14 protein-coding genes and 1 other RNA gene are annotated in these 26,194 nt (G+C 40.3%); 1 reads left to right on the top strand and 14 read right to left on the bottom strand.

What is annotated here, in order from left to right; translation table 11 throughout:
• Positions 1-22 precede the first annotated feature (22 nt).
• The 3 genes from BR73_RS0106150 to addB all read right to left on the bottom strand — a co-directional run bounded on the left by BR73_RS0106150 (position 23) and on the right by addB (position 10,482).
• Complete coding sequence (locus BR73_RS0106150) at positions 23-2,302, bottom strand: HAMP domain-containing methyl-accepting chemotaxis protein (RefSeq protein ID WP_033164813.1); 2,280 nt, start codon at positions 2,300-2,302, stop codon at positions 23-25.
• Positions 2,303-2,867: 565 nt separating this feature from the next.
• Positions 2,868-7,043 (bottom strand): UvrD-helicase domain-containing protein, encoded by a 4,176-nt coding sequence (locus BR73_RS27165; RefSeq protein ID WP_051685007.1) that lies wholly within the window; start codon positions 7,041-7,043, stop codon positions 2,868-2,870.
• Positions 7,009-10,482, bottom strand: coding sequence for a helicase-exonuclease AddAB subunit AddB (gene addB, locus BR73_RS0106135; protein ID WP_033164812.1), 3,474 nt, complete (start codon positions 10,480-10,482; stop codon positions 7,009-7,011). The genes BR73_RS27165 and addB overlap by 35 nt, the downstream gene beginning before the upstream one ends.
• Before the next feature lie 175 nt (positions 10,483-10,657).
• Here addB and BR73_RS0106130 point away from each other — a divergent pair, with 175 nt between their 5' ends.
• Positions 10,658-11,119, top strand: a complete 462-nt coding sequence (locus tag BR73_RS0106130) for a hypothetical protein (protein WP_033164811.1) — start codon at positions 10,658-10,660, stop codon at positions 11,117-11,119.
• Positions 11,120-11,213: 94 nt separating this feature from the next.
• On the opposite strand, the gene BR73_RS0106125 is transcribed toward BR73_RS0106130, so the two are convergent.
• The 11 genes from BR73_RS0106125 to BR73_RS0106080 all read right to left on the bottom strand — a co-directional run bounded on the left by BR73_RS0106125 (position 11,214) and on the right by BR73_RS0106080 (position 26,178).
• On the bottom strand, positions 11,214-12,104 hold the full coding sequence (locus BR73_RS0106125) for a DegV family protein (RefSeq protein WP_033164810.1): 891 nt from the start codon (positions 12,102-12,104) through the stop codon (positions 11,214-11,216).
• Between the two features lie 256 nt (positions 12,105-12,360).
• On the bottom strand, positions 12,361-14,289 hold the full coding sequence (locus BR73_RS0106120; protein ID WP_033164809.1) for an NAD(+) synthase: 1,929 nt from the start codon (positions 14,287-14,289) through the stop codon (positions 12,361-12,363).
• 294 nt (positions 14,290-14,583) lie between these two features.
• Positions 14,584-14,762, bottom strand: a non-coding RNA gene (ssrS, locus tag BR73_RS28175) — 6S RNA.
• A 62-nt stretch (positions 14,763-14,824) separates the two neighbouring features.
• A complete protein-coding gene (locus tag BR73_RS0106115) occupies positions 14,825-16,312 on the bottom strand; it encodes an ATP-binding protein (protein ID WP_051685006.1) in 1,488 nt (495 codons plus the stop codon).
• 181 nt (positions 16,313-16,493) lie between these two features.
• Positions 16,494-17,189: a response regulator transcription factor gene (locus BR73_RS0106110; protein ID WP_033164808.1), complete on the bottom strand. Its 696-nt coding sequence runs from the start codon at positions 17,187-17,189 to the stop codon at positions 16,494-16,496.
• A 533-nt stretch (positions 17,190-17,722) separates the two neighbouring features.
• Entirely contained in the window at positions 17,723-19,687 is a 1,965-nt protein-coding gene (locus tag BR73_RS0106105) for an FAD-dependent oxidoreductase (protein WP_033164807.1), read from the bottom strand.
• A gap of 147 nt (positions 19,688-19,834) precedes the next feature.
• Positions 19,835-20,644: a MerR family transcriptional regulator gene (locus tag BR73_RS0106100; protein WP_033164806.1), complete on the bottom strand. Its 810-nt coding sequence runs from the start codon at positions 20,642-20,644 to the stop codon at positions 19,835-19,837.
• 96 nt (positions 20,645-20,740) lie between these two features.
• Positions 20,741-21,526: a hypothetical protein gene (locus BR73_RS0106095; protein ID WP_033164805.1), complete on the bottom strand. Its 786-nt coding sequence runs from the start codon at positions 21,524-21,526 to the stop codon at positions 20,741-20,743.
• Between the two features lie 14 nt (positions 21,527-21,540).
• Positions 21,541-24,150 carry a hypothetical protein gene (locus BR73_RS0106090; protein ID WP_033164804.1) on the bottom strand — a complete coding sequence of 870 codons (2,610 nt, stop codon included), beginning with the start codon at positions 24,148-24,150 and terminating at the stop codon, positions 21,541-21,543.
• A gap of 24 nt (positions 24,151-24,174) precedes the next feature.
• Positions 24,175-24,867 (bottom strand): hypothetical protein, encoded by a 693-nt coding sequence (locus BR73_RS0106085; protein WP_033164803.1) that lies wholly within the window; start codon positions 24,865-24,867, stop codon positions 24,175-24,177.
• Positions 24,868-24,879: 12 nt separating this feature from the next.
• Complete coding sequence (locus tag BR73_RS0106080; protein WP_033164802.1) at positions 24,880-26,178, bottom strand: hypothetical protein; 1,299 nt, start codon at positions 26,176-26,178, stop codon at positions 24,880-24,882.
• Positions 26,179-26,194 lie beyond the last annotated feature (16 nt).

Below are 26,194 nucleotides of genomic sequence, written 5' to 3'. Positions count from 1 at the left end.
TTTCATACCGGAATATCCCAAATTACTGTATTTTAAACAGCTGTATTGCTCTTTCTAAACTCTTGGCATCTTCCGCTAATTCTGCAGCAGACTGGCTTAAATTCTCAACGGTACGAATCTGTGCATTGGCAGTAGCACTCACCTCTTCGGAAGCTGCTGCTGTTTCCTGGGATACGGCTGAAATGCTTCTTACTGCATCCAGTGTATCTTCTTTCGCAGATTCAATACTCTTAACACCGATAGAAATGTTATCCAGATTACTTACAAGACTTCCAACATAGTTGTTGATCTTCTCAAAAGTAGCTACTGTTTTATTTAATGCTTCTGTCTGGGAGCCTACGATCTCTCCGGCTTTCTTGGCAGAGGATACGGTTCCCTGGGTTTTATTCTGAATATCGTTTACGATATCCTGTATCTGTTTCACTGCATCTACGGATTGGTCAGCCAGCTTTCTGATTTCATCAGCCACCACTGCAAATCCCTTGCCTGCATCTCCGGCTCTGGCAGCTTCAATAGAAGCATTTAAGGAAAGGAGGTTGGTCTGAGCAGCTATTTCATTGATAATTCCTACAAAGCTGCTGATACTTCTGGACTTATATTCCAGTTCCTCAATACTCTTAATAACTGTCTGTGTAACTTCTGTAGTAGCTTTGGCTTTCTCACCAAGTTCATCAATGATTATGATACCATCACCGATAACTCCTTTGGTATCCGTCGCAGTTTTCTCAATTTCATAAGTGTTACTGTATACCTGGCTGATCTGATCAGATAACTTTGCCATCTGTCCAAGGCATTTCTCTGTATCATCTGCCTGCTGAACCACACCGCCTTCGATTTCATCGATGGTAAGTGAGATTCCTTTGGTGGCGGTAAGGATCTGATCGGAGGTCTGGGATAATACCTCTGCCGATTGTGTTACCTTGCCTCCCACCTGGTAGGCTTCGCCAATAAGCTGCTTCATACTGGCTGTCATATCTGCCAGGCTCTTTGAAAGTATACCAAATTCATCTTTCTTCGTGGTATCAAATTGAACCGTCAAATCACCTTTTGCAGCTTTGGCTATGTTCAACATAAGTTTTCTTATGGTATTTCCGATACCCATAGCAATGAAATAACCGATTACAATTGCTACGATACTGGATACCAAAACAAATATAATATTAAGATTTTTCAGTGATTCTGCTTTCTTAACAATTTCCGCTTTGGGTATTAGAGCCCATACTGTTCCACCGGTTTCACCAACATCATTATAGGTGTATAAGTATTCTTCCCCTTTGTAGGTTGTATAGTCTAAACCGGACTTGTTTCCTGCTTCAACTTCCTTCTTATAGAAATCAGAATCAAGAAATACTGCTTCACCGGTTTCTGTGGTATTGGTTTCGTTTCCGTCTCCTGTAATAAAACCTATAATACTGCCATCCACATCACTGACATTCTGAAGTGTCTTAACCACCTCATCCTTTGAGATATCAAGGATTACAAAGCCATCCACAGAAGGCATTTTTGCTACCACTGCCATAGAATACTTGCTGGAATCCAATCCAAGCGTCTCATCCAGGAAGAGATGCTTACCGATAAACTGGTTGGTTCTCTTACTTCCAAGGATTGCTTTACCTTCATCGGATTCTGCATATACCTCATATAAATCTTTTGGTGCAGAACCTTTTGTAATAATTGCTTTACCAACATCCGCAAACATAAAGGAGTTGCCTATAAATACGTTTGTCTGGTTCACGACCATGACTTCTGACTGTAATGTCTTAAGATCCTTATAGTCATCGATTGTGTCTTCTTTATTAAGCCTTATGTAATAGTTGGTTACGGACTTACTTAAAATAAGTTCCACTGCCTTATCCTGTACGGCACCAACACCCAGATTCAGATAATCGCTTACTGCTTCTATCGTCTGTTTAATATTTGATTCATAACTTTCAGTAATGGCTTCCGATGACTTCATATAGGATACATAACCATAAACAGCCATAAAAATTACCGGTACCAATACCGTTAAAATAATTTTGGTTCTTGTTTCTTTTAGCTTGTCCTTAATCCCTCTTTTGCCTACAAGCGCATCCATAGTTGCTTTTAAATCCTTATCCTTGATTTTCTTTGCTAACTTTGCATGCTTTTTATCATTGATCTTATTCGTATTTCCCTTCTCTGCTTTTGTGCTGCCTACCTCTTCTTTGAGCTCCTCCTCTTTCCCAGATTCAGCTAACTGTTTCTTTTTTTCTGATTTTAAGAATCTCTTAAAATCTTTCTTTTCCTTTTTCCCCTTTACTAATCTGTCTGTACTCTTCATCTCGTCCTCCTGATAGCATTATTCTAAGTTAATGCCGGTATTTTTGGTAGGTGAAACATGCTGTTTATCTACATATTTCATATGAAATACTACTAAAGCATAACTTTTTTTATCTATTTAGCATAATCATAACACAAAATACAACAAAATAAAACAAATTATCTTAAATGAATTTTTATTTATTTAGTTTAACGTAAAACCCACTCACTACTTAGTGCATTTTTCATATATTTACAAAAATTTAACAGATTTCACGTAGGACTTTCTTCCTGTTTTTACATTAAAACTGCTATGCCTCAACTTATACTCCAGATTTTTATAAATAAACACATAATATCAGGTATCGGATTTATACTAATTTCCGATACCTGATTTATGCAGGGTTTATTCTTTTATATCAGTTTTTTCAAGTACTCAGCCGATTTTTATAACCTGGAATAGCCATATGAAATTAACATACTCCTGGTTCTATTATACATTTGCGGAAAACAAACACAGCTCATTATAACGAAGATACGATTTTTACACCCTGTAATATTATGTTAATTTGTATGGTTGTGCATATTTATTCTATGATTACCTGACGGCTTAACCATACGGAATAGATAATACTTTCCTTGACTTTCATGCCTGTAAGCTGTTCCAGTGCTTTTTGGTAATGTTTTAGCTGCATATGATACCGACTCTTAAGCTTCTCCTCCGTTACATAGGCATCACTCTTATAATCTACCAAAACAAGCTCATTTCCTTCTATAAAATAAGCATCAATTACTCCCTGTACTAAAACCAATTCTTCACTTTGCAGTTCTCCATTGATATCTTTTGCCTTCACTCCCATGATAAACTGCCGTTCCTTAAACAATCTGCCTTCTGATTCTGCCATACGGAGTCTTTGCCCAAGCTCACTTTGATATAGCCTACTAATTCTTCCGATATCAAGTATCTTCAGTTCCTCGGGTAACAACCGCTTCTCTTTCACAAGCCGGTCCAAATGATCAGTAAGCTCTTTCTCACCATATATACCTTCAAAAGGAGTTAATTCCAGTACCTTATGGATTAATGTACCAAGATCTGCTCCTTTTTCTTCTTTTATTTCCTTTAGAAAAGCAGGAACAGGATATTCCTCCTGCTGTGATTTGAGTACAGGCAGAGCCTCCGATAATTCCTCCTCTTCCTGCTGTCCCATTTTCTTAAGTTCTGAAACTGTTACCTTTGTGTGTATACCAGCTTCCGCCTGATAAGGGTATTTATATTCAAAATACGCTTTAATATCCCTTTTATATTTTTCGTCATAAACTGCAGCTTCACTTCTATTAAGCAGTATATCTTCTTTTATTTCTTTAACGACCTGCTGTTCCTTCTCTCTTTCAAGGAGCATTTCGTAAGTGTATTCTCTCACCGAAAGCTTGTCATCGGTGGCACAGGAGGCTGGTAAGCCATAGGATAGCAGTAATTCCTCAAATCCTTTCTGCTGAATCATGGACAGCATGATCCAGTCCAGATAAGAGGCAGCTGCCGACAGCTCCAGATAACTTAAGGTATTCCTGGGTGTTATTGCTTTCAAAGCATACTTTTCCAGCAGCTTTTTCATATCCTTTACACCGGCAGTTAGTATCAGTTTCTCCTTTGCACGGGTAAGGGCTACATACAGAACTCGAAGTTCTTCCCCAAGACTTTCAGTAATCAGCTGCTTTTGTATGAATTTCTTTATCAGTGTCGGTTCCTTTATCCGAAGGTCTAAATCTATATAATCCATACCGATGCCATAGTCCTGATGTAATAACAGCTTTGCTCTGGAATCCTGGGTGTTAAAATTCTTTCCCATACCCGCAACGAACACAATAGGGAACTCCAGGCCTTTACTCTTATGGATACTCATAATCCTGACACTTTTATCATCTTCCCCGGTTACCTTGGCTTCTCCAAAATCCACATCGTATCTGTCCAGCCGCTCCATGTAACGTATAAAATGAAAGAGTCCGCTAAAGCTTGTCCCTTCAAAACGTATTGCCTGCTGGACCAGCATGTTCAGGTTCGCTTTTCGCTTATCTCCTGCCGGCATTGCAGCTGCATAGTTGTAATAACCTGTATCTGATAGGACATGAAGAATCAGCTCATGAATCGGCAAATGCACTGCGGCGCTGCGATATCTTGAAAGTCTCTCAAAGAATTCCTCCAGCTTTACAGCAAGTGCATCTTCTTTGCCGCTACTGTAAATCTTGGCTGCCTCATACATTGGCACCCTCTTCTTTATCATACGTATGTCCGCCAGTTCCCCATCTGTGAAACCTGCCATAGGGCTTTTCAATACTGCCGTAAAAGGAATATCCTGCCTTGGATTATCAATTGTCCTAAGAAGATTAAGTGTTGTAGAGATTTCCAGTGTCTTGAAATAACCAGTCTGGGTTTCTGTGTGGGCTATTATACCTTCTGCACTCAGGGTATCTGAAAATATATCTGCCCACCCGGTCATGGAACGAAGCAATATGGCGATATCTCCATAAACGGCTCTTCTTAACCCTCCGGTCTTCTTATCCTGGACAAGGAGTCCCGTCTCCGGGTGAACAAGTTCCTTTATTCTCGCAGCAACAGCCAGAGCTTCAAGCTCTCTGGCAGTGTACTCTTCTGCTTCTTCGTCCTTTTTATTTTCTGAAGCAGCTGTTTCTGCTTCTGGCGGTGTAACTGCTGCCAGCAGCAGCTCCGTGGAATCAGAAATCCCATCTCCTGAACAGAAATCTGCTCCCGGATATAGATAGGCACGTTTATCATATTCAATATCTCCAAGCTTTCTGGTCATTATCATTTGAAAGACACTGTTAATGCTGTTTATAACCACTTCACGGCTTCTGAAATTCTTATGGAGATCGATTCTAAGATTATGTTCCTCTGCTGAGGATACTTCGGCTATTCTTATTTCAGTCAGCTTATCTTCATTTTTCTGTGCTGTAATTTTATTGGGTTCTTTATCCTGCTCCAGTTCCGTTCCCGAAGCCTGTTGCAGTTCCATTTGCAAATACTGTTCCAATTCCATTTGCAGATTCTGTCTTAATTCCGTTTCTGGATTCTGCTCCCATTTCGTTTCCGAATCCTGCTCCATTTCCGTTTCTGGATTCTGCTCCAGTTTCGTTTCGGAATTCTCTCCCAATTCCGCTTCTGGATTCTGCTCCCGTTTCGTTTCTGAATTCTGTCCCAGCTCTGTTTCCGAATTCTGTTCCAGTTTCGTTTCTGAATACTGTCCCAATTCCGTTTCTGGATTCTGCTCCAGTTCTGTTTCCGAATTCTGCCCTATTTCTGTTTCCGATTTCTTTTCCAGTTCTATTTCCGAATTCTGCTCCAGTTTCGTTTCCGAATCCAGTTCCTTCTCTGCCTCAGTTTCTTCCTCCGCCAGTAATGGATACTTCTCATACTTATCCATAAAAATACTTGGATCAGCCAGTCTGAATTTATAAATACTCTGCTTAACATCCCCTACCATAAACCTGTTTGGATTTCCAAACCTGCCTCCTGAGATGCTTTCAAGAATGATTTCCTGCACCAGGTTACTGTCCTGGTATTCATCCACCATAACTTCTTTATAAAAGCCTGCCAGTTCATCCGCTGCCTGGGTTGGAATCGTTATCCCATCTTCTTTTTTTACCAATACGGACAGGGCAAGGTGCTCAAGGTCGTTGAAATCAACCATGTTCTTTTCTGCCTTACGTTTTTGATAGGCTGCTGAGAAATCTTTACAGAGCCTTATAAGAACTTCTGCATTTGACCTCATGGCAGCAATATCTGCTGCCATTTCCTCCTCTCCCTGGAAGAAGTAATTGCCTTGGATATCACTGACAGCTTTCTTTATTCTGTCTCGGATGGATTTCACCAGTTCCTTCTTACCTGGGTCCACGCCTTCTTCTTTCTTACCGGAAAGTCTTGCAAAGCTGATACCTTGAATTCTTTCACCAAACTCTGAATAGTCAGTAATCCCCTTAAGACCTTCTAACTGTTCCGAATCGCTGATAAGTGCAGACTGATAAGCCGTGGGGCCATCAGCCTGCTGGCATATCAGAACCGCTTCCTCACACATACTATACAAATCGCTGACAATTCGGTTCAACATTGACATCAGTTCATGCATCCAGTCAGCGGTTTTCATGTCTTCTGCTGATTCCACCTCAAAGTTTTCCTTCAGCTTATCATACCAATCCTCCGGCCAGGGAGCACTCATGGAAAACTGATGGATATTTAAGATCAGGTCTTCAATGCCATCATCCGTCTTCCCCCCGCCAAAGCTTTCCGTAAAGGCAAGAAAATCTTCCCTTCCTTCTTCGTAGCAGGCTTCTAACAAATCCTCCAGTACATCTGATTTAATTAAGGTCAGCTCTGCTTCTTCTGCAATACGAAAGGAGGGATCAATGGGCAGGGATTGAAAATTATCCCTTATTACAGACAGACAGAAACTGTGAATGGTTGTAATCTGTGCACTGTGCACCAGCGCTGCCTGCCTGTGAAGGTTCGCATTATCCGGGTCCTTTATGAGCTTGTCCTCTATGGCCTTTCGGATTCTCTCCTTCATCTCTGCCGCCGCTGCATTGGTAAAGGTTACAACCAGGAGCCTGTCGATATCAATGCCTTCTTCTGTTATACGGTTAATTATATGTTCAACTAATACTGCTGTCTTTCCGGAGCCTGCCGCCGCTGAGACCAGCAGGTTTTTATTCCTGGTTTCAATTACTTTCTTCTGTTCCCTGGTCCATTCCATCAGCAGTACCTCCTTCTTTCTTCTTAATCCTCTCTATGATATCTTCTTTTTCAAGAGCTTTGAGCTTTCTGTAATCATAGCCGCCAAGTTTTGTATCAAACCCGCAGACCTCCCTGTAAGGACAATAATCACAGGCAGTGTTATTGCCAAGCTTATAAGGTTTAACATCCGTATTTCCTTTTAAGATACGGCTTCCCATATCTCCCACCATATTTCTGACATAGGAGATGAACAGCTTTAGCTCCTCCGTATCCGCACCGGCAGAGCGTTTGGTAAGTTCCCCGTCCTTGTTGGTCTCCGCAGGTATAACATCCGATTTCACACTGGGACGTATACCCTCTCCTTCTGTCTGAAAACTGTTATCCTGATGCTTTAACATGTCATGGGAGCTGTTTACAATTCCATTCATCTTAAGCGCCTTTAAGATGCTCTTCTCAATTTCCTCCGTCTTACCTACAAAGGGATCCTCCATATTGTAATACAGGATACCTGCCGGTATGACTTCCTTTCCCCTTCGTTCCTTCTGAAACAGCTCCAGGGCAGCTCCCAGATAAAAGGCCAGCTGTATCTGCAGTCCGTAATATAAGGAATTAAAGTCAAAGGATGTGCTTCCTGATTTGTAATCCACTACCCTAAGTAAGAGCCTGTCCTCCTCCTCATAGATATCCAGACGGTCGATACGGCCCGTAAGATTAATACTATCTCCGGAAGGCAGAGGGATATTAAGGGTATCCAATAAGGTTCTGTCGGAGAAAAACAGCTCAAAGGCTTCGGGCTCAAAGTCTCCTTTTCGAATCTGCCTGCATACTGCCCACAGGGTTCTGTTTAAGATTCTCTTAGCCCTTCTTACCACTGCTTCATAACGCTTGGTACTTACAAATATATGATTGCCATACTCCTTAACCGCTTCTTCTACAGATTCGTTGCATAAGGTCTCTCGAACTTCATCGGGTATGGTATGCCAGGTATATTGGCTTTGCTTTATCTTTCTGGAAAAGAGCTCCAGGGCTTCATGAAAGATATTACCGATATCCGGTGCTCCTATCCGGTATTCTTCCCTTTCCTTTAACTCCAGACCATAAGCTGCAAAATGTGCAAAAGCACAGGAAGCAAACTTCTCAAACCGGGTTACGCTGCCAAGTAGCTTTTCTCCGTATAACTCTCTGGCTGCCTGCCGCTGTAAGCCTTTTTCTTCATTGATATAATAAACCGCCTTGATTAATCGAAGCAGTTCTTCTTTCTTTTCTTCATGGCTGAAATAATACTGAAACAGTTCCTGCCATAACAGGTTGTCATTGCTTTCCGGAAATTGCTTCAGCCCTTTTATTAGGTAGTCAAACCCTTCATGAATACTAAGTATCTCGCTGACTTCCTCCATCTGCCCATATTCTTCCCTTATCTTAAGCTCCGGGAAGATCTTTCTGATATCACTGATCAGATATGCAGGCAGAAGCTTCTTGCCGTCTTCACTTAATTTACTGAAGGAAATAAAGAGCATATCCTTTGGTTTCGTAAGATTTATATAGAGATAGAATCTCTCTGTATAAATTTCCTGCTGCCTGGAGGGGGCAAGTTCCAGTTTTTTCTCCTCTAAAACCTCTCTGTCGCTGTCTGTCAGAATAAGTCCTCTGGAGCTTTTCTTTGGGATACTGCCATCGTTTACCCCAGCAAAAAACAAAACCTTGATATCCTTTAATCTGGTTCTTTCAATATCACCGATTACAATCTGATCGATGCCGGGAGGAATCAAACCGACTTTTGCCTCCTTAAGACCTGCCTCCAGCACCTGGGCATATTCTCTTGCAGACATCCTCTCCTCCCCTAACAGCTCCACTAACTTATCGTATAGCTCAATTACTGTTCCGTATATCTGGCGATATTCCTTTTCTTCCGATAAATGCCCTCTCTCAAGGAATTCATCTGCAAAGGTTTCCATCTGTCCCGGCACATTTAAGATTACTCCCAGCTCGTACAGGGCTTTGGTGTAATCTTTTACGGTAAGATTTTTGTCCTTCAGAACCTGATACAAGGGAAGAATATACTCACAGATTCTCTCTCTTGCTTCATTAATCCTTGTAAGTTCACCTTCCTGCATCCCTCTGTAGATCCGTTTGAAGGGTTCCTCCCATCGTTTCTTTCCACGTATTCCAAGAGCAATGACGTAATTTTCCAACAGGTCCGTAGCATCGCTGTCAATGCCGGACAGACCGGAGCGAAGAAATCCGAAAACTCCCTCGTAACTGAAGTTGTCGCATACAATCAGCAAAGCACAGCGTATAAGCTCTACAAAAGGATTGGACATAATGCTGCGTTTACTGTCTAAGAAGAAAGGAATTCCCTCCTGCTCGAAACCACGTCTTAATTCTCTGCCATAAGAAGCCATATCTCCAGATACCACGGCTATATCCTGATACCGGTACTGTTTCTCTCTTATAAGCTCTTTGATCTTTCTTATAATTACATTTACTTCTTCCTGTATGTTAACCGCACCCTGAAGGATAATACTGTCTGTTGCCTGGGTATAAGGCTTTATACGATAACGGAAGATATTCTCCTCCAGTGCGCCTAAGGCCGGATTACCAAGATACCTCCTTGGCATACGCTCCCCAAAGTCCTCCTCCATAAAGGTTGGTTCTTCTACCGGGATATTTTCATCCTGGGCTATTTCTTTTAGTTTATCTATGGTCTTTCTGCTTAGGTGAAAGAGTTTATAAGGTGCATCCTTTTCAAGGTAATCTGCCTTTCCAAGCGTGACGGTAACCACTACACCTTTGGCATATTTCATCAGCTGTGTTAACAGACGGTACTGTGAGGGCGTAAAACCAGTAAAGCCATCCAGGCAGACTACGCTTCGCCTGATCAGCTCCGATCTTCCAATTGCAGGCACCAGCACCTCCAGAATCTCTTCCGCGGTTATGTAGTTATCTTTTAGATATTCCTGAAAAGCTTCATAGACAAGCTTCACATCATGAAGTTTATCCTTAAGTCTCTCTTTTCCTTCAAGACCTGCAGAAACCTTCTCCAAATCCTCTATACTTATGCTGTATTGATATATTTCTGATATCAGGGATTTCAGCTCTTCTGCAAAACCCTGCTTATTCACATCCTGGGAGAAGAATTTCAGTTCTTCTTTTCTCTGGGCTACCAGCTTTCTCAGCACCATGGTCTTACCGGTATCCTCCAGAACCTTTCTGCCATCACTGCCGGTCTCGTCAAAGATTCGATAGGCCAAACGGTTAAAGCTTAAGATATCGATATTCATAGTACCTTTAAGAGGATGCATGGTTACAATATCCTTTTGTGTCTGCAGGGTAAACTGCTCCGGTACCAGAACCAGATAATTGGTATCCGGATAGACCATGGACTTTTCTATAATCTCATGGTTAAGTCTGTAGGATTTGCCGGAACCAGAACGTCCCATTATAAATTTTAACGACATGCTTCTTCCCCTTTCGCACTATTTAAGGTAGTGAATGTATTATAACATGACTTTTACTTCAGTTAAATTGTATTCATATTTTTTTCCTGCTTCTAATAAAATATATAAAGGATTTATGGAGGCAGCTAATGTCAAAGTTGCATAACATTAACCAGGAAAGGCACGGTGCTAGGATATGTCGAATACCAAAATAGTTGTTCTTCACTTAAAGGAAATCATATATACAGTTCTGTTTGCAGGCCTGGGGATACTATTGATTATTCTGCTTGTAGTTATGTTTATGAATAAGGGCGGGGACGGAACAGATTCAACAACGGATGCCAAATACATACCGGGGGTATATAATTCCACTTTTGTTTTAAGTGATACCTCTCTTAACCTTGAAGTGGTATTGGATAAGGACCATATTAATTCCATCCGTATCGTAAACATTGACGAAGCAGTATCTACTTTTTATCCTCTGGTAGAACCTTCTTTGGAAAAAATAGCAGCACAGCTGTATGAAGGAACAGACATTGACAATATTGAAATGACAGACAGCAGTAAATATACCGAGACATTTTTAGTTAACGCAATTAAAGCTACCTTAGCAAAAGCAGAAAATTCTGATAGTACAGAACATTCTGATATTCAATAACAGAGTACATAAAGGGGCTTGTGAGACCGGACCATCCGGTGACAGAAGCCCCTGGGTTATGTTGCTTGAACCGATGCAGTTATACACCTGCTTTTTACTTATTCTTTTGTTCCAATTCCTTATAGGGAGATACTTCACTTAAGAAGATAATACCGATAATGCCAGGCCCGGTATGCGCGCCTATTGCACAGCCTACAAAGCTCTCCAGGAAGTTGGTGCAGCCATACTTTTCTGTAAGGAGCTCCTTCACTTCTGTTATGGTCTTTTTATCATCCCCATGTACCAGACCTATGGTCTGTTCCGTAAGGTCTTTTCCACGCTCGCCTACTATATCTATTATCCTTTTGATGGATTTACCCCTGCCTCTGACCTTCTCTATGGGTTTTAAGGCACCGCTGTCATCCACTTCAATAATGGGCTTTATGTCAAGGAGACCACCTGCAATCGCTGAGGTTCTTGACAGCCTTCCTCCCTTGTAAAGATATTCCAAAGTCTCTACCGTGAAGATATGTTCCATATTATTGCAATAGAAATCAATCGCTTCTAAAATAGTATTCTTCGGTACGTTATTTTCTGCCAGTAAAAGAGCTCTTTCCACTACCAGCCCAAAGCCTAAGGAGGCGCATTTAGAGTCCACAATCGTAAGATCAAAATCCGGATATTCCTCTAAAAGCTCTTGTTTTGCTATATTGGCAGCATTGTAGGTTCCTGCAATTCCCGTTGAAAAGCATATATATATTACATCATCGCCATTTTTTGCGTAGGTTTCAAAATGCTTATGAAACATGAAGGAATTGATGTGATAGGTCTTAACATCTGTTCCGCTCTTTAGGATCTTATAGAACTCCTCCGGAAATATTGTCTCTCCGTCAAAATAATCCTTTTCTTCTATGACCACCGGTGTGGGAATAACATGAAGATTGAATCTTTTTATTAAGGAACCCGGTACATCCGAAGCGGAATCAGTGATTATTCTTAAAGCCATATTGCTGACACCTATTGCTATGGAGTTTGTCTAAAAATCCTCATAAAACTATGATTTAAAGAATACTCCAGGCCAAAATACAAATACTTGTCTGCATCCTGGCCACACTGCCAAAAGCCGGAAGATAGGCAGCTGCAATTATCCTTTATCTTTATTTCTTCCGGTAATTCACCCTGTAAAATACTCCTGCAAGCTTAAATTCAGTATATTGCCCGGAGCCCTGGGATCTTTTGTAAAATCTATTTTAATATCAGTTCTATTTGTCGAGACTGTCCAGTTCTTTCATCCACAGAGATACACTTGCATCACTGGGCATTCTTAAATCCCCTCTTGGCGATACTGCTACAGAACCGACTTTAGGACCGTCCGGCAGACAGGAGCGCTTAAACTGCTGACTGAAGAAACGTCTGTAAAAACTCTTTAACCACTTTAATATAATCTCTTCACTGTAATCCTGGTGGAAGGCTAACAGTGCAAGTCTGTATATTTTACCGGGTGTATATCCAAAACGAAGAACATAGTATAAAAAGAAATCATGAAGCTCATAAGGCCCCACCAGTTCTTCGGTCTTTTGTGCAATCTCACCGTCTTTTGGCGGCAGCAGTTCCGGGCTTACCGGAGTATCCAGGATATCAAACAGTACCGTTCTTAAGGTCTCATTCTCCAGGGTCTGCGCATAATAAGCCACCAGATAACGAACCAGCGTCTTAGGAACAGAGGAATTAACGCCATACATAGACATATGGTCTCCATTGTAGGTAGCCCAGCCCAGTGCCAGCTCTGACATATCCCCGGTACCGATTACCAGGCCATTGTATTTATTGGACAGGTCCATAATTACCTGGGTTCTCTCTCTTGCCTGTACATTCTCATAGGTTACATCATGTACAGAGCTGTCATGTCCGATATCCCTAAAGTGCAGTTTTACTGCCTCCTGAATAGGAATTTCTAAAAATGTTGTTCCCAGTTCTTTTGCAAGACTCACGGCATTCTGATAGGTTCTGTCTGTGGTGCCAAAACAGGGCATGGTAACTGTAATAATTCCTTTTCTGTTAAGTCCTAAAAGGTCAAAGGCTTTGCAGACCACTAACAATGCAAGGGTAGAATCCAGTCCTCCGGAGATTGCAAGGACACTGGTTTTAAGACCTGTATGCTCAAGCCTTTTCTTTAAACCATAGGCTTGTATATTAAGTATCTCTTCACAGCGTCTGTCCCTGTCGTCTCTGTTGCTGGGGACAAAAGGCGCTTTATCTATATATCTGGTAATGAGGGTTTCAGAAGCTGCCAGCTCTTTGCCGAAAGCAAATTCTACATAGGTGTAATCTTTTCTTTCCGCCACCTGATAGGTAGTCATTCTTCTTCGCTCACTGATTAATTTTCCCATATCCAATTCAGTTACGGTCATTTCATTGGCGAATCTTTTAGATTCTTTTACCATTGCTCCGTTTTCTGCAATCATATTATGTGCGCCGAATACAAGGTCTGTACTGGATTCACCTTCACCGGCAGAGGCATAGACATACCCGCAGACCAGCTTTGCTGACTGCATCCTTATAAGGTCTCTTCGATAGATATCTTTTCCGGTAGTCTCATCACTGGCAGAGGGATTCAGAATCACTGTGGCACCAGCCAGACAGTGATTTACGCTGGGAGCAAGGGGTACCCATAGGTCTTCGCATATTTCAACACCAACAGTAAGCTGTCTGAAATCAGATGCGGTAAACAGCAGATTGGCGCCAAAAGGAACTGCTTCATCATAAAAAATAAAATTCTCTGTAATATCCTGTCCGGGATTAAAATGTCTTGCTTCATAGAATTCAGAATAACCTGGAAGGTTCTTCTTAGGCACTAATCCTAATAGTCGCCCATTAAATATCACTGCTGCGGTATTAAAGAGTTTTCCATGGCGTAATACCGGAAGTCCAAGAGTTATCAGCATTCTTCTATTCTTCGTAAAATCAACAATACGTTTTAACTCTGTTATTGCACTATTTATCAAGGTATCCTGGAGAAATAACTCACCGCAGGTATATCCGGTAAGACAAAGCTCCGGTAACAGTAATATCTTAGCAGAAAGGCTGTCCGCCTCTTCAATCAACTTTCGTATCTGCTGTCCATTGTATTCACAGTCAGCGACCTTAATATGCGGAGTGGCTGCGGCTACTTTCAGAAAACCGTCTTTCATAACTACCTCTCATTTCTGCGTTTTTCGCACTTTATTGTGTCAGATTACCCTGTCAGGCGATTACATAAATCCACTCACAGAGTGGGTTTAAATATATTGTTTTATAAATATATTGTATTAAAAACACTCCTATAGTAATATAGCATAATAAATTTATGTCCAAAGCTCATCTGCTCTCATAAACAGAAAAGCTTCCTAACCTTCATTCTATCAAAACTTCAGAATTATGTAAACATAAAATACTCTATAAAAGCTACAAAAAAAGGCAGCTTTCGCTGCCCCTTTATCTTTTGTCAATACCCCGAAACGCCGTTTCCCGTATTTTGACTCCTAGCGCTAGCTAGGTGGGTTTCCGCAGGTAAGCCTCTGTCTTCCACTGCAAACGGTGGCCTGACATAATCTTACAAATTAGGAATCCCGTATTATCTGATGTAGGTTCAAAATAACAGGAGTGTCGTACATTCCAGGAATTTCTTATGAGCTTATTATAACCCAGACTTTTATTTTTTTCAAGGCTTAAATTGTGCTAATACTACTAAATATTTAACTCTTCTACATAATTTTCCAAGCTTTGAAAGGAAAACAGGAATTCGGTGCCTTTCCCTTCTTCACTGTTTACAGTGATTACACCTTCATGTTTTAAGGCAATCTGCTTTGCTATTGCAAGCCCCAGACCTGAGCCTTGTGCATTTTGCTTTAGCTTGGAACGATAAAATTTATCAAAAATAAAGGGCAGTTCTTCTTTGGAGATTCCAATGCCTTCATCTCTGATTGATATTAATAGTTTATCCTTTTTGCTTAGATTTATGTGTATGGCAGAATTTACATGAGAGAACTTAACCGCATTATCCAGTATGATTAAAAACATTTGTTTTAAACGGTCATAATCTCCCATCATGGTATAGGCAGGCTGATCCCCTGAAAGTATCATCTCAACTTCCTTATTCTGGCATAGGGGATAAAAGCTTTTAAGCAAATCTTCAAAAATCTGAGTAACATTAACCGGCTCCTTCTCTACCTCAAAATCCGGATTCTGCATTTTTGATAACAACAAAAGATCTCCCACCAGTCTTTCCATACCCTTGCATTCCCCCAGGATCTTAACATAATACTGATATATTTTCTCTTCATCGGTTACCACACCATCCAGTAAGGTTTCAGTATACGCCCGGATAACAGTAATAGGTGTTCTTAGTTCATGAGAAACGTTAGCAAAGAAATCCGTTCTTATCTGTTCCCTGTTCAGCCTTTCCTCTTCATTTTCCTTCAGCCGGTCTGCCAGTATATCTATTGTAGTAGCCAGATCCCCTATCTCATCCTTCCGTTTCAGGGCTAGTTTACTCTGATATTTCCCATCTGCTAATTGAAGGGCAGTCATTCTCATGGAGCTGATAGGCTTCGTAATACCACTTGCAAATAATATTGCAATAATAAAGGAAATGAAAAGTGCAATTCCTACACTGGAATAAATCAGGGTCACACTACTTCTGACAATATCCTCTTGTTTCTTAACATCTGAACGAAGCAGTACTACTCCTACCACTTCTCCGTTAATAATGACAGGGTAACCCTGGATTGCAGAATTGCCGCCGAATTCTTCGTAGTAACCGCTCCGGTACAAGGTCTCTCTATTAAAAGCCCCCTCTATTACTGTTATACAATCTGGTGATAAGACTACATTTTCCAGATTCAGATTTTCAAACTTCTTATCCATTGGATTAGTGGAATTGGGATTTGAAATGGTCCAGATATCCAGTTCGTCAGGATCTACATCCTGTATGATCTGCTGATTATCCAGATACTCCTCCGATTCGTTATTAATGATAGCCTTGGACAAATCATCTATTATAAAGCTTGCCTGCTTTAACATTTTATTCTGATAGCTTTTTTTCGTTGCGCTTTCATACAGGTTTACAAAGATAAGACCTACCAATATGGCAAACAGAGTCAGAACAAGGGCATAGTTAATATATACTTTAAAAAAAAGCCTGTTAAAAGGCTTCCTCTGCTGCTTTCTATCCATTTATTCCTCTTTTCTGAATATGGAATTCATCTAACAATCAGTTTTCAATATTCCTTTTATAAATATGACTTAAGTGTCAAAAGCCTGAAAAACTGACCTTTTGACACTCAAATCAAACATTCAACTACAAAAGGAGCTTCCTATACTTCTCAATGAATAGTAATCCTACTGCTTATTTAAGTTATGCCTCTTCTATCTCAAATTTATATCCTACCCCCCAGATGGTCTTAATATTCCATTCGGGATGAGGAAGCGCATCTAATTTGGCCCGCAGCCTTTTAATGTGAGAATCCACGGTTCTGCTGTCACCAAAATAATCAAAGCCCCAAAGACTGTCCAGAAGATTATCCCTGGTAAATACTTTGTTAGGATTCTTTGCCAAAGTCCACATGGTCTCAATTTCTTTTTTTGTAAGTGACATTCTATTTCCGTTGATATGTAAAGTATATTCATCCAGATTTATTGTCATATTACATACTGTTATTGTATTTTCAGATGTGACTTCCTTCTCAGTCTTTGTCATTCTGCGAAGGACTGCCCTCACTCTTGCCATAACTTCACTTGGGCTGAAGGGTTTTACAATGTAATCATCTGCACCAATATCAAGCCCCATTATTTTCTCAAAGTCCTCGCCCCTGGCTGTAATCAAAAGCACCGGAACATTGGACACTGCGCGAATTTTTCTGCATACTTCATAGCCATCTTCTTTTGGCATCATAACATCCAAAAGGACTGCAGCAGGATTGTATCTTTCAAATAATCGAAAAGCTTCTTCTCCGTCACCAGCTATTACCGGTTCCAAGCCTTCTTTTTTGGAATAGGCTGACAAAACATCTGTTATGTCCTGATTATCATCGGCAATTAGTATGTATTGCATTTCTTTTCCTCCAATATCACTTTTAAGCCTTATTTCAAATATTATATGTTACTCTGCATAGAAAAAGGCACATGAAAACTATGAGCAACTCATAAATCCACGAATTCCTCCTATATAAGTTGAATTTTAGCTTTTTCTGTTCCCGCCTGTCATAAAGGTTAAATCTTTTGTATTTATTGCTGGGTAAACAGTTAAACCATAATTGACCTTATATATCTCTGATGTTATATAAATTGAATTACCTTGTTTATCTCTTACAGGACTGGAATAAGTGCAAATACTATTTATTCAAGTCTTATTTTATAGGATAAAACTAATATCAATTTATATCAGTAACAAATTTGCTTCATATACCTCTCATTATATCTGTCTTAAAGCGTAAAAACAAGTGTTTGACGCATATTGGATGAAATTTGTAAGTTCTGTAAGAAAAAATTAAGAAAAACCGCTTCATAGAAAGTCAGAATTCTCCAGGAAAGTACCTGGTTATCCAGTTTCTATGCCGCGGTCATCAATTTACCACATAATGGCTGCTATTTTGCTGTTAAGGCATAATCAGCAGCATTTTCTCCTCCAATACGTCCTGAGGTAAAGGAATATCCGATGCCTACACCATTTCCAACATAGGTATCATTAAACAGAACTCCCTCTGACTCCAGTCCAACTGCATATAACCCTTTGATAGGTGTTCTTTCTTCATTAAGGACTTTAAACTTCGTATTTACAAGCAGTCCGCCTACAGAACCCAGATTGTTGATTTCAGCTACTATTGCGTAATAAGGGCCTTCCTCTCCCATGCTCAGCAGGTAATCAGAAGCTTTGCCAAACTCTGTATCCACACCAGTCTTAGTAGCCTCCACATAATTATTGTACGCCTCCGTAAAGGTATCTACATCCATTCCTGCATTTTCAGCCAGTTCTTCTATGGTATTTCCCTTATAACCATCACCATTGGCAACCATGGAGTCAAATACCTTCTCAACCTCTGCCCAGGGATTCTCCAGGGTAAACTGGTCTGTAAAATCTGCGTAGAATTCAGGGGGCAGCCCTGGCAGTTTCGGTGCGTTGACACCGCTCATGCCTTTTGCCGCCAGTAAATCCAACTGTGCTTTTGATACAATTACCAGATGATAAGCACCGTTAAAAGCACTGGTGTTAGCAGCTGCCACAGCTGTCAGGGTGGAAGCCTCATCCCTGAATCTTGCTCCGGAAGGACCTACGTTCATAAAATTCGGCAGGTAAGACAACATAAGAGGATAACTTGCATGGAAGGAAGTATATTCTTTCTTTAGATTAGCTGTGGCTTTCGCAAGGGTCTGATGGAGCATCTGCCCTCCGATATTATCAGGTACCTTCGCTCCGATGTCCCAGGCCATCTGAAGACCTTCTCCGATATTTTGCCCAAGGCCACCGTTAACGCCTTCAAAGCCAAATAATTCTTTTACCATTTCAGCATTGGCAGCATAACCGCCGGTTGCCAGCACTATACTTTTCGCATTAATATTAAGAATAGTTCCGTCAGCTTTCTCTGCACTGATACCGGTAACAGCACCAGCTTCATTAGTTAACAGCTTTTTACCAGTTGTTTCAGTAAGCACCTGTCCGCCTGCTTTTACTACGGATGCCTCCAGCATACTGCGAAGGATTTCCTGACGTGTGTTATAAGCAGGCAGTACATGGAGTTGTTCACCAGCAAAATTAAGGAAGGTGGTCTGATAGCCTTTTTTGGCAAGCCAGTCATAGGTTTCTCCGGATTTTGTTACATACTGTCTGATAGCAGCCGCATCTACTCTCCAGTGATTATTAACGATCCAGTCTGATATTTCCTTTTCTACTTCCACCTTCACACCATTATCAAGAGCTGCAGATGAGTTGTAGAACTTTCCTGCCCAGGATAAGTTACTGGCACCGCCAATTACTGCGGTTTTCTCTATAAGGATTACCTTGGCTCCTTTGTCTGCTGCCGAAACAGCCGCTGAGACACCGGAGGCACCGGCACCAACCACAACCACATCTGCAGTCAGTTCCTCGGTCTTACCTTCGCCTTCTTTTACTGTTTCTCTGGCTTTTAATGCATCTACATCACCGCCTGCCTGTTTTACTGCATTTTCAATAGCTGCCAGGATTCCATCACTGGATTCTGTAGCACCGGATACAGCATCCACATCCAGTGTCTGTCCATTTAATACTTTATCCTTTATGGTATTTAAAGCTTCATCCCCAAGACCCTCTGTCTCAGTCTGATTTACAATCTTAATATCCGTTATTTCTGTGTCACTGAAGGTCACCTCGATCTGAATAAGGCCATCCTTTCCTTCTGCTTCACCTGTATAGGTACCGGCTTTATAGGTTACATCCCCCTGGGCCTCACCGGTTACCTCAGCTTTATTATCGTTTTCATTTTTCTTATCGTTCTGTTCCTTTTTGTTACAGCCGGTAAAAACAGCTAATAATAGCATAAAAACAGTTAATAAAATAACATATTTCTTCTTTTTCATGTTTTCCTCTCCCTTGTTGTGTATGATTTCTGCACTATTCATGCAGTTTTATCATAAACCCTGGTGTAACACCAATGTCAATAGTTTGTTAAATAACAAACTATCTGCACATTTTTTCCCAGAAGCAGAGGCTAAAAGCATATCCCTTTAATTTTCCACGGGTATATTTACTTCAATATAAGTTTGGCGCAGGGTATTTGAGGTTTCCGTCAGAACAATCTTTCCAAAAATATCTCCGTCGATCTTATATCCCTTTTCTTTTATGTACTCCAGCATAAAGATTATTGAATCCTTTGTAATATAATCGCTGGAGGATATGATCAATGAGGATACACAGTTAGCAGGAGGAAGATACTCTACCCCTTCATCAGGTTTTAACTGTAGTCTCCTTGCATCCTCCTCATATAAAGCAAGTCCCCAATTATAATCAAAACAGTTGTTTTTGTTTATGACCTCTTGTCGGTCTATATGAAAAGAAAAAAAGGTAAAGGGCAGGTATTTCATCCATTCCTCTACTATCTCGGTCAGAGAAGAATCTTTACGCAGACTGTTCTTTTCTGTCTGCTTTATTCGATAGACGCCCGGTAGTTCTTTCAGGCTGCACTTCTCCAGTCTGTAATTTATTTCTTCATATTCAAGGTTGATCTCTGACATTTTCTGAAGCAGCATTGTTTTTTGCTTAATCTCTTCCTCCAACTGCTTTTTCCTATCCTTAACTTTTTCAATAATAGAATCGGGATCTGCACTACCGGTGAGACTGGCAGCTTCCTGCATAGAGAACTCAAGACTTCTGTACCAGCGGCTCATTAACATATTTCTGGCATCAAAATCGTTAAAATATCGGTAGCTGTTTCTTTTATCTTTTGTTGGCTTGATAATACCGTGTTTTTCATACAGCCGCAAGGTATCAACAGTTACTCCCAGCAGTTCTGCAAATTCCCTTATAGTATACTTCATAATATCCACCATTCACGCTTTGGCGTGTTCCAATCAAAATTAATTGTAAACATTTTTGTAAGAATGGTCAATATTCTGTAGGGCTTTTTATAGTTATCAATCAACAGATACCTTCCATCTTTTTGTACTCTCTTTGTTACTGCTGCTTGTTTTTCCCTTCTGTCTGTCTTTAAGGACCTTCACCAGCCCTGTATAGATTCCGAGATTGGAGCGATCTGACTCTGACAGTTCCAAAACATTGCTCTGCTTGAGGTATACAGCCAGAGCCTCTTTACTCACCGGGTAAGGCTGATTTAAAATCTGCATACAAAAAAAGGCATCAAGGTCTGTTAAACTGTTCGTTGCGAACATCTCCTTTGCAAAAGCTCTGGTTATTTCCCAGGATAAAGTACTCTCACCTTTTGTGGAAAAAGGTGCATAAATACGGTTTAAAGTATCAAAAACTGTATTTCGGTCTTCAAAGTTCTGATACTGATCTCTAAGCTTTGCTCCCTGCTGCAGTTTAAACCGGCATAACTCTAATTCATTCTGATGAAGATCAGCTTCTTCTGTTAAGATCAGATCAATTTCCCTGTACACAAAATTAGGTTCTCTTAATTCATCAGAGATATATAATTTTAGTATGGTGGTTGTATTGGTTGGGTAATAAGCAATAGTCATAGCTTCTTTTATGAGATAAGCCTGTCCGTTATAAAATATGATACCACTGTTCAATATAATATTATCTTTCGTGGTCGTTAGTTCACAGCCAGCCAGAATGCCGTCTGAATATCCTTTATACACCAGCTGGCTGGTCAGATAAGCGTAATCTGATAATGCTATCAGCATTTCCCGCCTTAATATATGCCCATCCTGAAACAATGGAATTGCCTGTGTCAGCATAAGTGTCCCCTCCTTTATTTTGTTCCGTCAAAGAAATTCATCAGCCAGCTCTCAATTTCAAACAGATAAAATTGATCCGGACCTAACATCAGCCGTTCGTCGTTTCTTAGTATGGGGACTACCACAAACCCCCAACGTTCCTCATCAGCTAATATGAAGCATCTTAATTCCCTGTCAACAATGGAATCCACGTCGTCCTGTATAATACCTCCTCTATATTGTTCAACAATCTGTTCTGCTTCAACTGGCTTAAAATCTGCCTTAGAAAATGAACAGTTATATTTGTAGAGGAGGCTTCCATTGGTATCCTTCAAATACAACTGCAAGGTCAGGTCTGCCATATTTCTGGATATATAACCGCGAATATTCTTCCTGTCCAGACTTTGTATGAGAATCTTTTCTTCCTTCGTATGTGTAATAGCTGTAACAACATAAGGAAATGCCGGCGGTTCATTCGTGATTCTTACATCTGCATAACCAAACCTTTTATCCTTAATGTATTTGACTGCACCGTCAAGGCACATCAGTTTAAGCTCATAGTCTTCTGCCTGACTGCTGTTTTTCCTGGAGGATGCAATGACTTTTCCCGGAATGAACTCCTTTAGAGCTTCTCGAAACAGATCAATTTTACAGGATTGACCAGTAAGCTTCATGATAGAGTATTCCTGTAATTCTCCGTTCTCATATGAAGCCTCGATAAATCTCTTTACAATCCCATAGATATCAGCCTGCAGCAGTTTATTCAATTCGTTGATACTGATATAAACAGTAGGAATATCTTTTAGAATACTTAGATATTCCGTCACAGATTCTCTGACAGACAGCTTGAACCTCTCTACCAGAATGCATTTCACTGCATTTTCTTTGATTTCTACTGAGGATACTGCTACACGCAGGATATCTGTTTTACTGTAGAATACCTTCTTTATCTGCTCAGCCACACCAAACAGGTAATAGAAATTGTTTTTTACTGCAAAATATTCGTTATTGCTCTTATGTTCATATTCCTTGAACCTTGTGGGAATAACAGCTTCCGCCTTTTCATATTCCTGATTCAATAAGCGGTAGACAGACTTTACCCCTTCTGAATCTACCTGTCTGAAGATATCCGCACCAAGCCTCTCAACGATGGTTTCTTTCATATAACCGTCACTCTCACCAATCTGCCTTGCCAGGGCGATCTTAAGCAGCTGGAGTATCCGAAAGGTAAGGTTGTTGCCGCCAAAGTCAGTATCACCGTTTTCATAGGAGGTAGCAATATCAATTTTATAGGATACTCTCTGATTATTAATGGAAAACCGGCAGGAAGACAAATCTGTCGTACCACCTCCGCAATCTATTATCAGTGCCTGTAATTCTTCATCGTTTCTGTAACGTTTTGTTTCAATAAGATCCGATATGGAATTATAGAGTACCGCTACCCCTTCATCCAGCATATCTTCTTCCTCTATCTGATACTCTGACAATATTTCTTTGAAGAGGTTTATGAATAGTTTTTTCTGTTTCACCGGAGCTGAAATGTGCAGACTCTTAAAACGGCACTTAAATCTCTGGGTAGCACAGGATATTACATAGTTAAGGTATTCTCGTATAATATCCTTTCTTTTTACGAAACAACGATGTCCGCTTCTGTCTACCAGCTCTTCCAGCCTTTCTGCATCACTGACCCAGCGCTTCAGGTCATAAAATACACAGAAACCCTCATCTATGTAACTCATATGAAATAAACGGTCAGCCTGGTATCCGAATACATAGTCCACCTTATCGTCTTCAATTTTTGTAACACCTATTACGGAAGGAAGTACAGGGCTCTCAGTTTTACCTTCCTCTTCTATTAGATACATGACATAATTCACTTCATTTTCTCTTAACACCTCCCGAACAGCGTCACCATCCAGATTTTCTATATAAGTTGAATCCAGATAAGTTCCGGCTGTGGTATTTGAGGTTCCAAAATCTATGGCAAGAGGCATATTGATATCTAATAGCTCTCTCACTCTGAAATCCAGTACCGGAACCATATAGAATCTTAAATGAGCCGGCAGTGTTCCATACTCTGTTTCATATAAATGATAGAGCCAGTCGGATTGCAAACGGTCCATACAATACAATTGATAGCTTCTGACAGGTGATTCTTCGCAGGAGATATCTGCCGACTTTGTCAGGTACAGCCACTCTCTGTCCTGTCTGAATTGTTTTACCTGAAAAACGGCGCATATCTTATTACCGCTAACCAGCAGGGCATTGGTATCAACAAGCTCAGGCCGGTAACCGATGGTAAAATTATCAAAATACCCTACTTCAATGCCATTATAGGTAATAATCTTCGCACATCCCTTTATGGAATGTGGCATACTTTGTATGGTTGCCGTTAGCAGTAGATTTTCCAGGCGTTTTATACTTTCGTCTTTGCTTTTTAATATGAACAGATTATCTTTTCTGCCACGAAAGCGCATAATTTGAAGTATTAATTCATCTTTATCCAGCGGTGCCTGGATTCCGTTGATGATTCTTTCTTTCCAGCAGATTTCCCGAAGCTGATAGGACGTCATCAATTCCAGCTCTTCTCTGATGTAATAATTCATTTGCTTTTCAGGTATTTCTTTTCTAACCGCTATATCCATCTGTTGTATCCTCCCGATTTATACTTAGTAAATAGACAACTCATCAACCTTCATGGTACCCTCAACACCAATTATGCCAAAGTGATGTTCCCAAAAAATTCGGATATTATAGCTGAGTGGGAGAAACATATCCTGTGCCAGTTGAATCATATTCTTCTTTCGCTCCTCTGGCTTGTCAGGCAGATATAAGAGCAGTTTTTTCCTGTCTGCTTTTACCTGGTACAATATAGCATGGGGAAACAGAATAAGAATCGATCTTCGAAAAATAAGCAGAGAGGAGCCTGTCTGCATCTGGGTGAGTACCAACGTTGCCAGGCGGTTTTGCTTTTGCAAAGGAATCAGACGGAATATCTCTGCTATATCCATCCAAAAGGTACCATTTAACAGTTCTTCCGTCAGCTTTCTGATATAGATTTCTCTGGTGCTCAGACCATGTCTAAGGTCTGTATACAACAGGATATGTAATACTGCATCTATTATATATTTTTTAAATTCAGGAAACTCATTCTCTTCCTCTGCCAGAATATCCTGAAAAATATCTGTAAAACGATATAGAAGATTCAATTCAATTTCGTTATTCTCTACGTTAACCTCATTGATACAGTTAAATGCTTGTTCATAAAACGGACTGTATTCAATCGCCTGCAGAAAAAACAGTTCTTCTTCTTTTTTCTTACAGGACTGTGCCCTCAAAAAAATATCCCATAGAAAGTTCAACTGCTTCTCCTCCTATATCAGCTTTCCGACACATAAATACTCCGGAAATATCTTTTGTACCTGGGTGACTAAAAAGCTCATGATATCTTCATTTAAGTAATGTCCCTGTTCCACTGCTGCAAAATTCAGCACCAAGGTCTGGCGTGATCTTCCTATTCTTATCTCATCCAAAATAAATCCATCCATATTGTAATTGCAGGCATTAAGTCCTTCCGGAGCTGTTTCCAGAATTTCAAATTCCTTGAATACTACATAATTATCGTAAGAAAAAGCCTCCATTAATCTTGCCAGTTCTGCTTTCGTCTTTATACTTCTCCGGTACATTTCAGTAAGGCTTCCTGCAAAACTCTCCTTTGACTGATTGGACAAAACAGGATAATGATAATATTCTTTTCCGCTTCTCCGATTCACCTGATACAGGCTCCATTCGCAGGGATTATCCAGGGGACAGGTTATCAGAAGGTCTCCGTTTAACCTTCTGATATTCGTAATTTCTTTATCTGTATTCATAATCAGGTATTCACAATCTTCCTTCAACCGGTGTGAAAAAATACGATGCTCATAATTCACTTTATCAATACAGGCTTCCGGATAGGTACTGGTCTTTTCCAGTATCTTTTCCAGATTCCATAAAGGTATCATGTTATAATAAACACTGTCATTGAATTCTTCAAAATCAATCGTGACTTCCAGTATTTCCTCTTTCTCTGATAATTGCGGAGCAGAACAGAGAAATATTTCAAACATTTTAGCAATATAGGCTTCACATACTGTCATCCAGGGCTGGTAGTTAACTCCAAAGATGTAATACAGCTCTTTCACAAGCTCCATATACCTTTCATTTCTGGAAATCCGAAATGTCCCTTTGTATTCTGCCTTTTGAGTTCTTAAAACCCCTTGAAAGGTTCTGTCTGAGCTCATTAATTTATGTATGTTTGTTACTGTGGTTTTCACAAATATTGTCAGCAGTTTTATGTTTTCGTTATGGTCCAGGGCTTTTCTGATTTCTGCCGTGTCATAATATTTCCGCTTTACATCCTCTGCTACCATGGGATACATAAAGGTATCTGTAGCATCATAATGATTTAGATCTGTTAAGGTCAGGTAGATCGCAAAATCATTCTGCTGGCTTTTATGTTCGTTTAATATCCTCTGTTCCAAAGTTCTGTATGCCTTTTGGTTGTAATGATTTATCTCTAACAGCAGCTTTTCGGTAATCTCTTTAAAAAGACGTCTATCCTCCAGGGATGTGATTTCCAGCATTCTTTTATTGATATAGCTCTCCATATCAAAATCATGTTCCTGTTTCATGTGACACTCTCCCTTC

The sequence above is a fragment of the Clostridium sp. KNHs205 genome (assembly GCF_000702945.1).
In the GTDB taxonomy this organism is placed as follows: Bacteria; Bacillota; Clostridia; order Lachnospirales; family Lachnospiraceae; genus Anaerocolumna.
The sequence above is the reverse complement of the archived record's forward strand: the minus strand, read 5'-3'. Positions and strand labels throughout refer to the sequence as shown.

Bases quoted from the DNA above. Each gene is read 5' to 3' on its own strand.
- BR73_RS0106150 (WP_033164813.1), bottom strand. From the start codon at position 2,302: ATGAAGAGTACAGACAGATTAGTAAAGGGGAAAAAGGAAAAGAAAGAT.
- BR73_RS27165 (WP_051685007.1), bottom strand. From the start codon at position 7,043: ATGGAATGGACCAGGGAACAGAAGAAAGTAATTGAAACCAGGAATAAA.
- addB (WP_033164812.1), bottom strand. From the start codon at position 10,482: ATGTCGTTAAAATTTATAATGGGACGTTCTGGTTCCGGCAAATCCTAC.
- BR73_RS0106130 (WP_033164811.1), top strand. From the start codon at position 10,658: ATGTCGAATACCAAAATAGTTGTTCTTCACTTAAAGGAAATCATATAT.
- BR73_RS0106125 (WP_033164810.1), bottom strand. From the start codon at position 12,104: ATGGCTTTAAGAATAATCACTGATTCCGCTTCGGATGTACCGGGTTCC.
- BR73_RS0106120 (WP_033164809.1), bottom strand. From the start codon at position 14,289: ATGAAAGACGGTTTTCTGAAAGTAGCCGCAGCCACTCCGCATATTAAG.
- BR73_RS0106115 (WP_051685006.1), bottom strand. From the start codon at position 16,312: ATGGATAGAAAGCAGCAGAGGAAGCCTTTTAACAGGCTTTTTTTTAAA.
- BR73_RS0106110 (WP_033164808.1), bottom strand. From the start codon at position 17,189: ATGCAATACATACTAATTGCCGATGATAATCAGGACATAACAGATGTT.
- BR73_RS0106105 (WP_033164807.1), bottom strand. From the start codon at position 19,687: ATGAAAAAGAAGAAATATGTTATTTTATTAACTGTTTTTATGCTATTA.
- BR73_RS0106100 (WP_033164806.1), bottom strand. From the start codon at position 20,644: ATGAAGTATACTATAAGGGAATTTGCAGAACTGCTGGGAGTAACTGTT.
- BR73_RS0106095 (WP_033164805.1), bottom strand. From the start codon at position 21,526: ATGCTGACACAGGCAATTCCATTGTTTCAGGATGGGCATATATTAAGG.
- BR73_RS0106090 (WP_033164804.1), bottom strand. From the start codon at position 24,150: ATGGATATAGCGGTTAGAAAAGAAATACCTGAAAAGCAAATGAATTAT.
- BR73_RS0106080 (WP_033164802.1), bottom strand. From the start codon at position 26,178: ATGAAACAGGAACATGATTTTGATATGGAGAGCTATATCAATAAAAGA.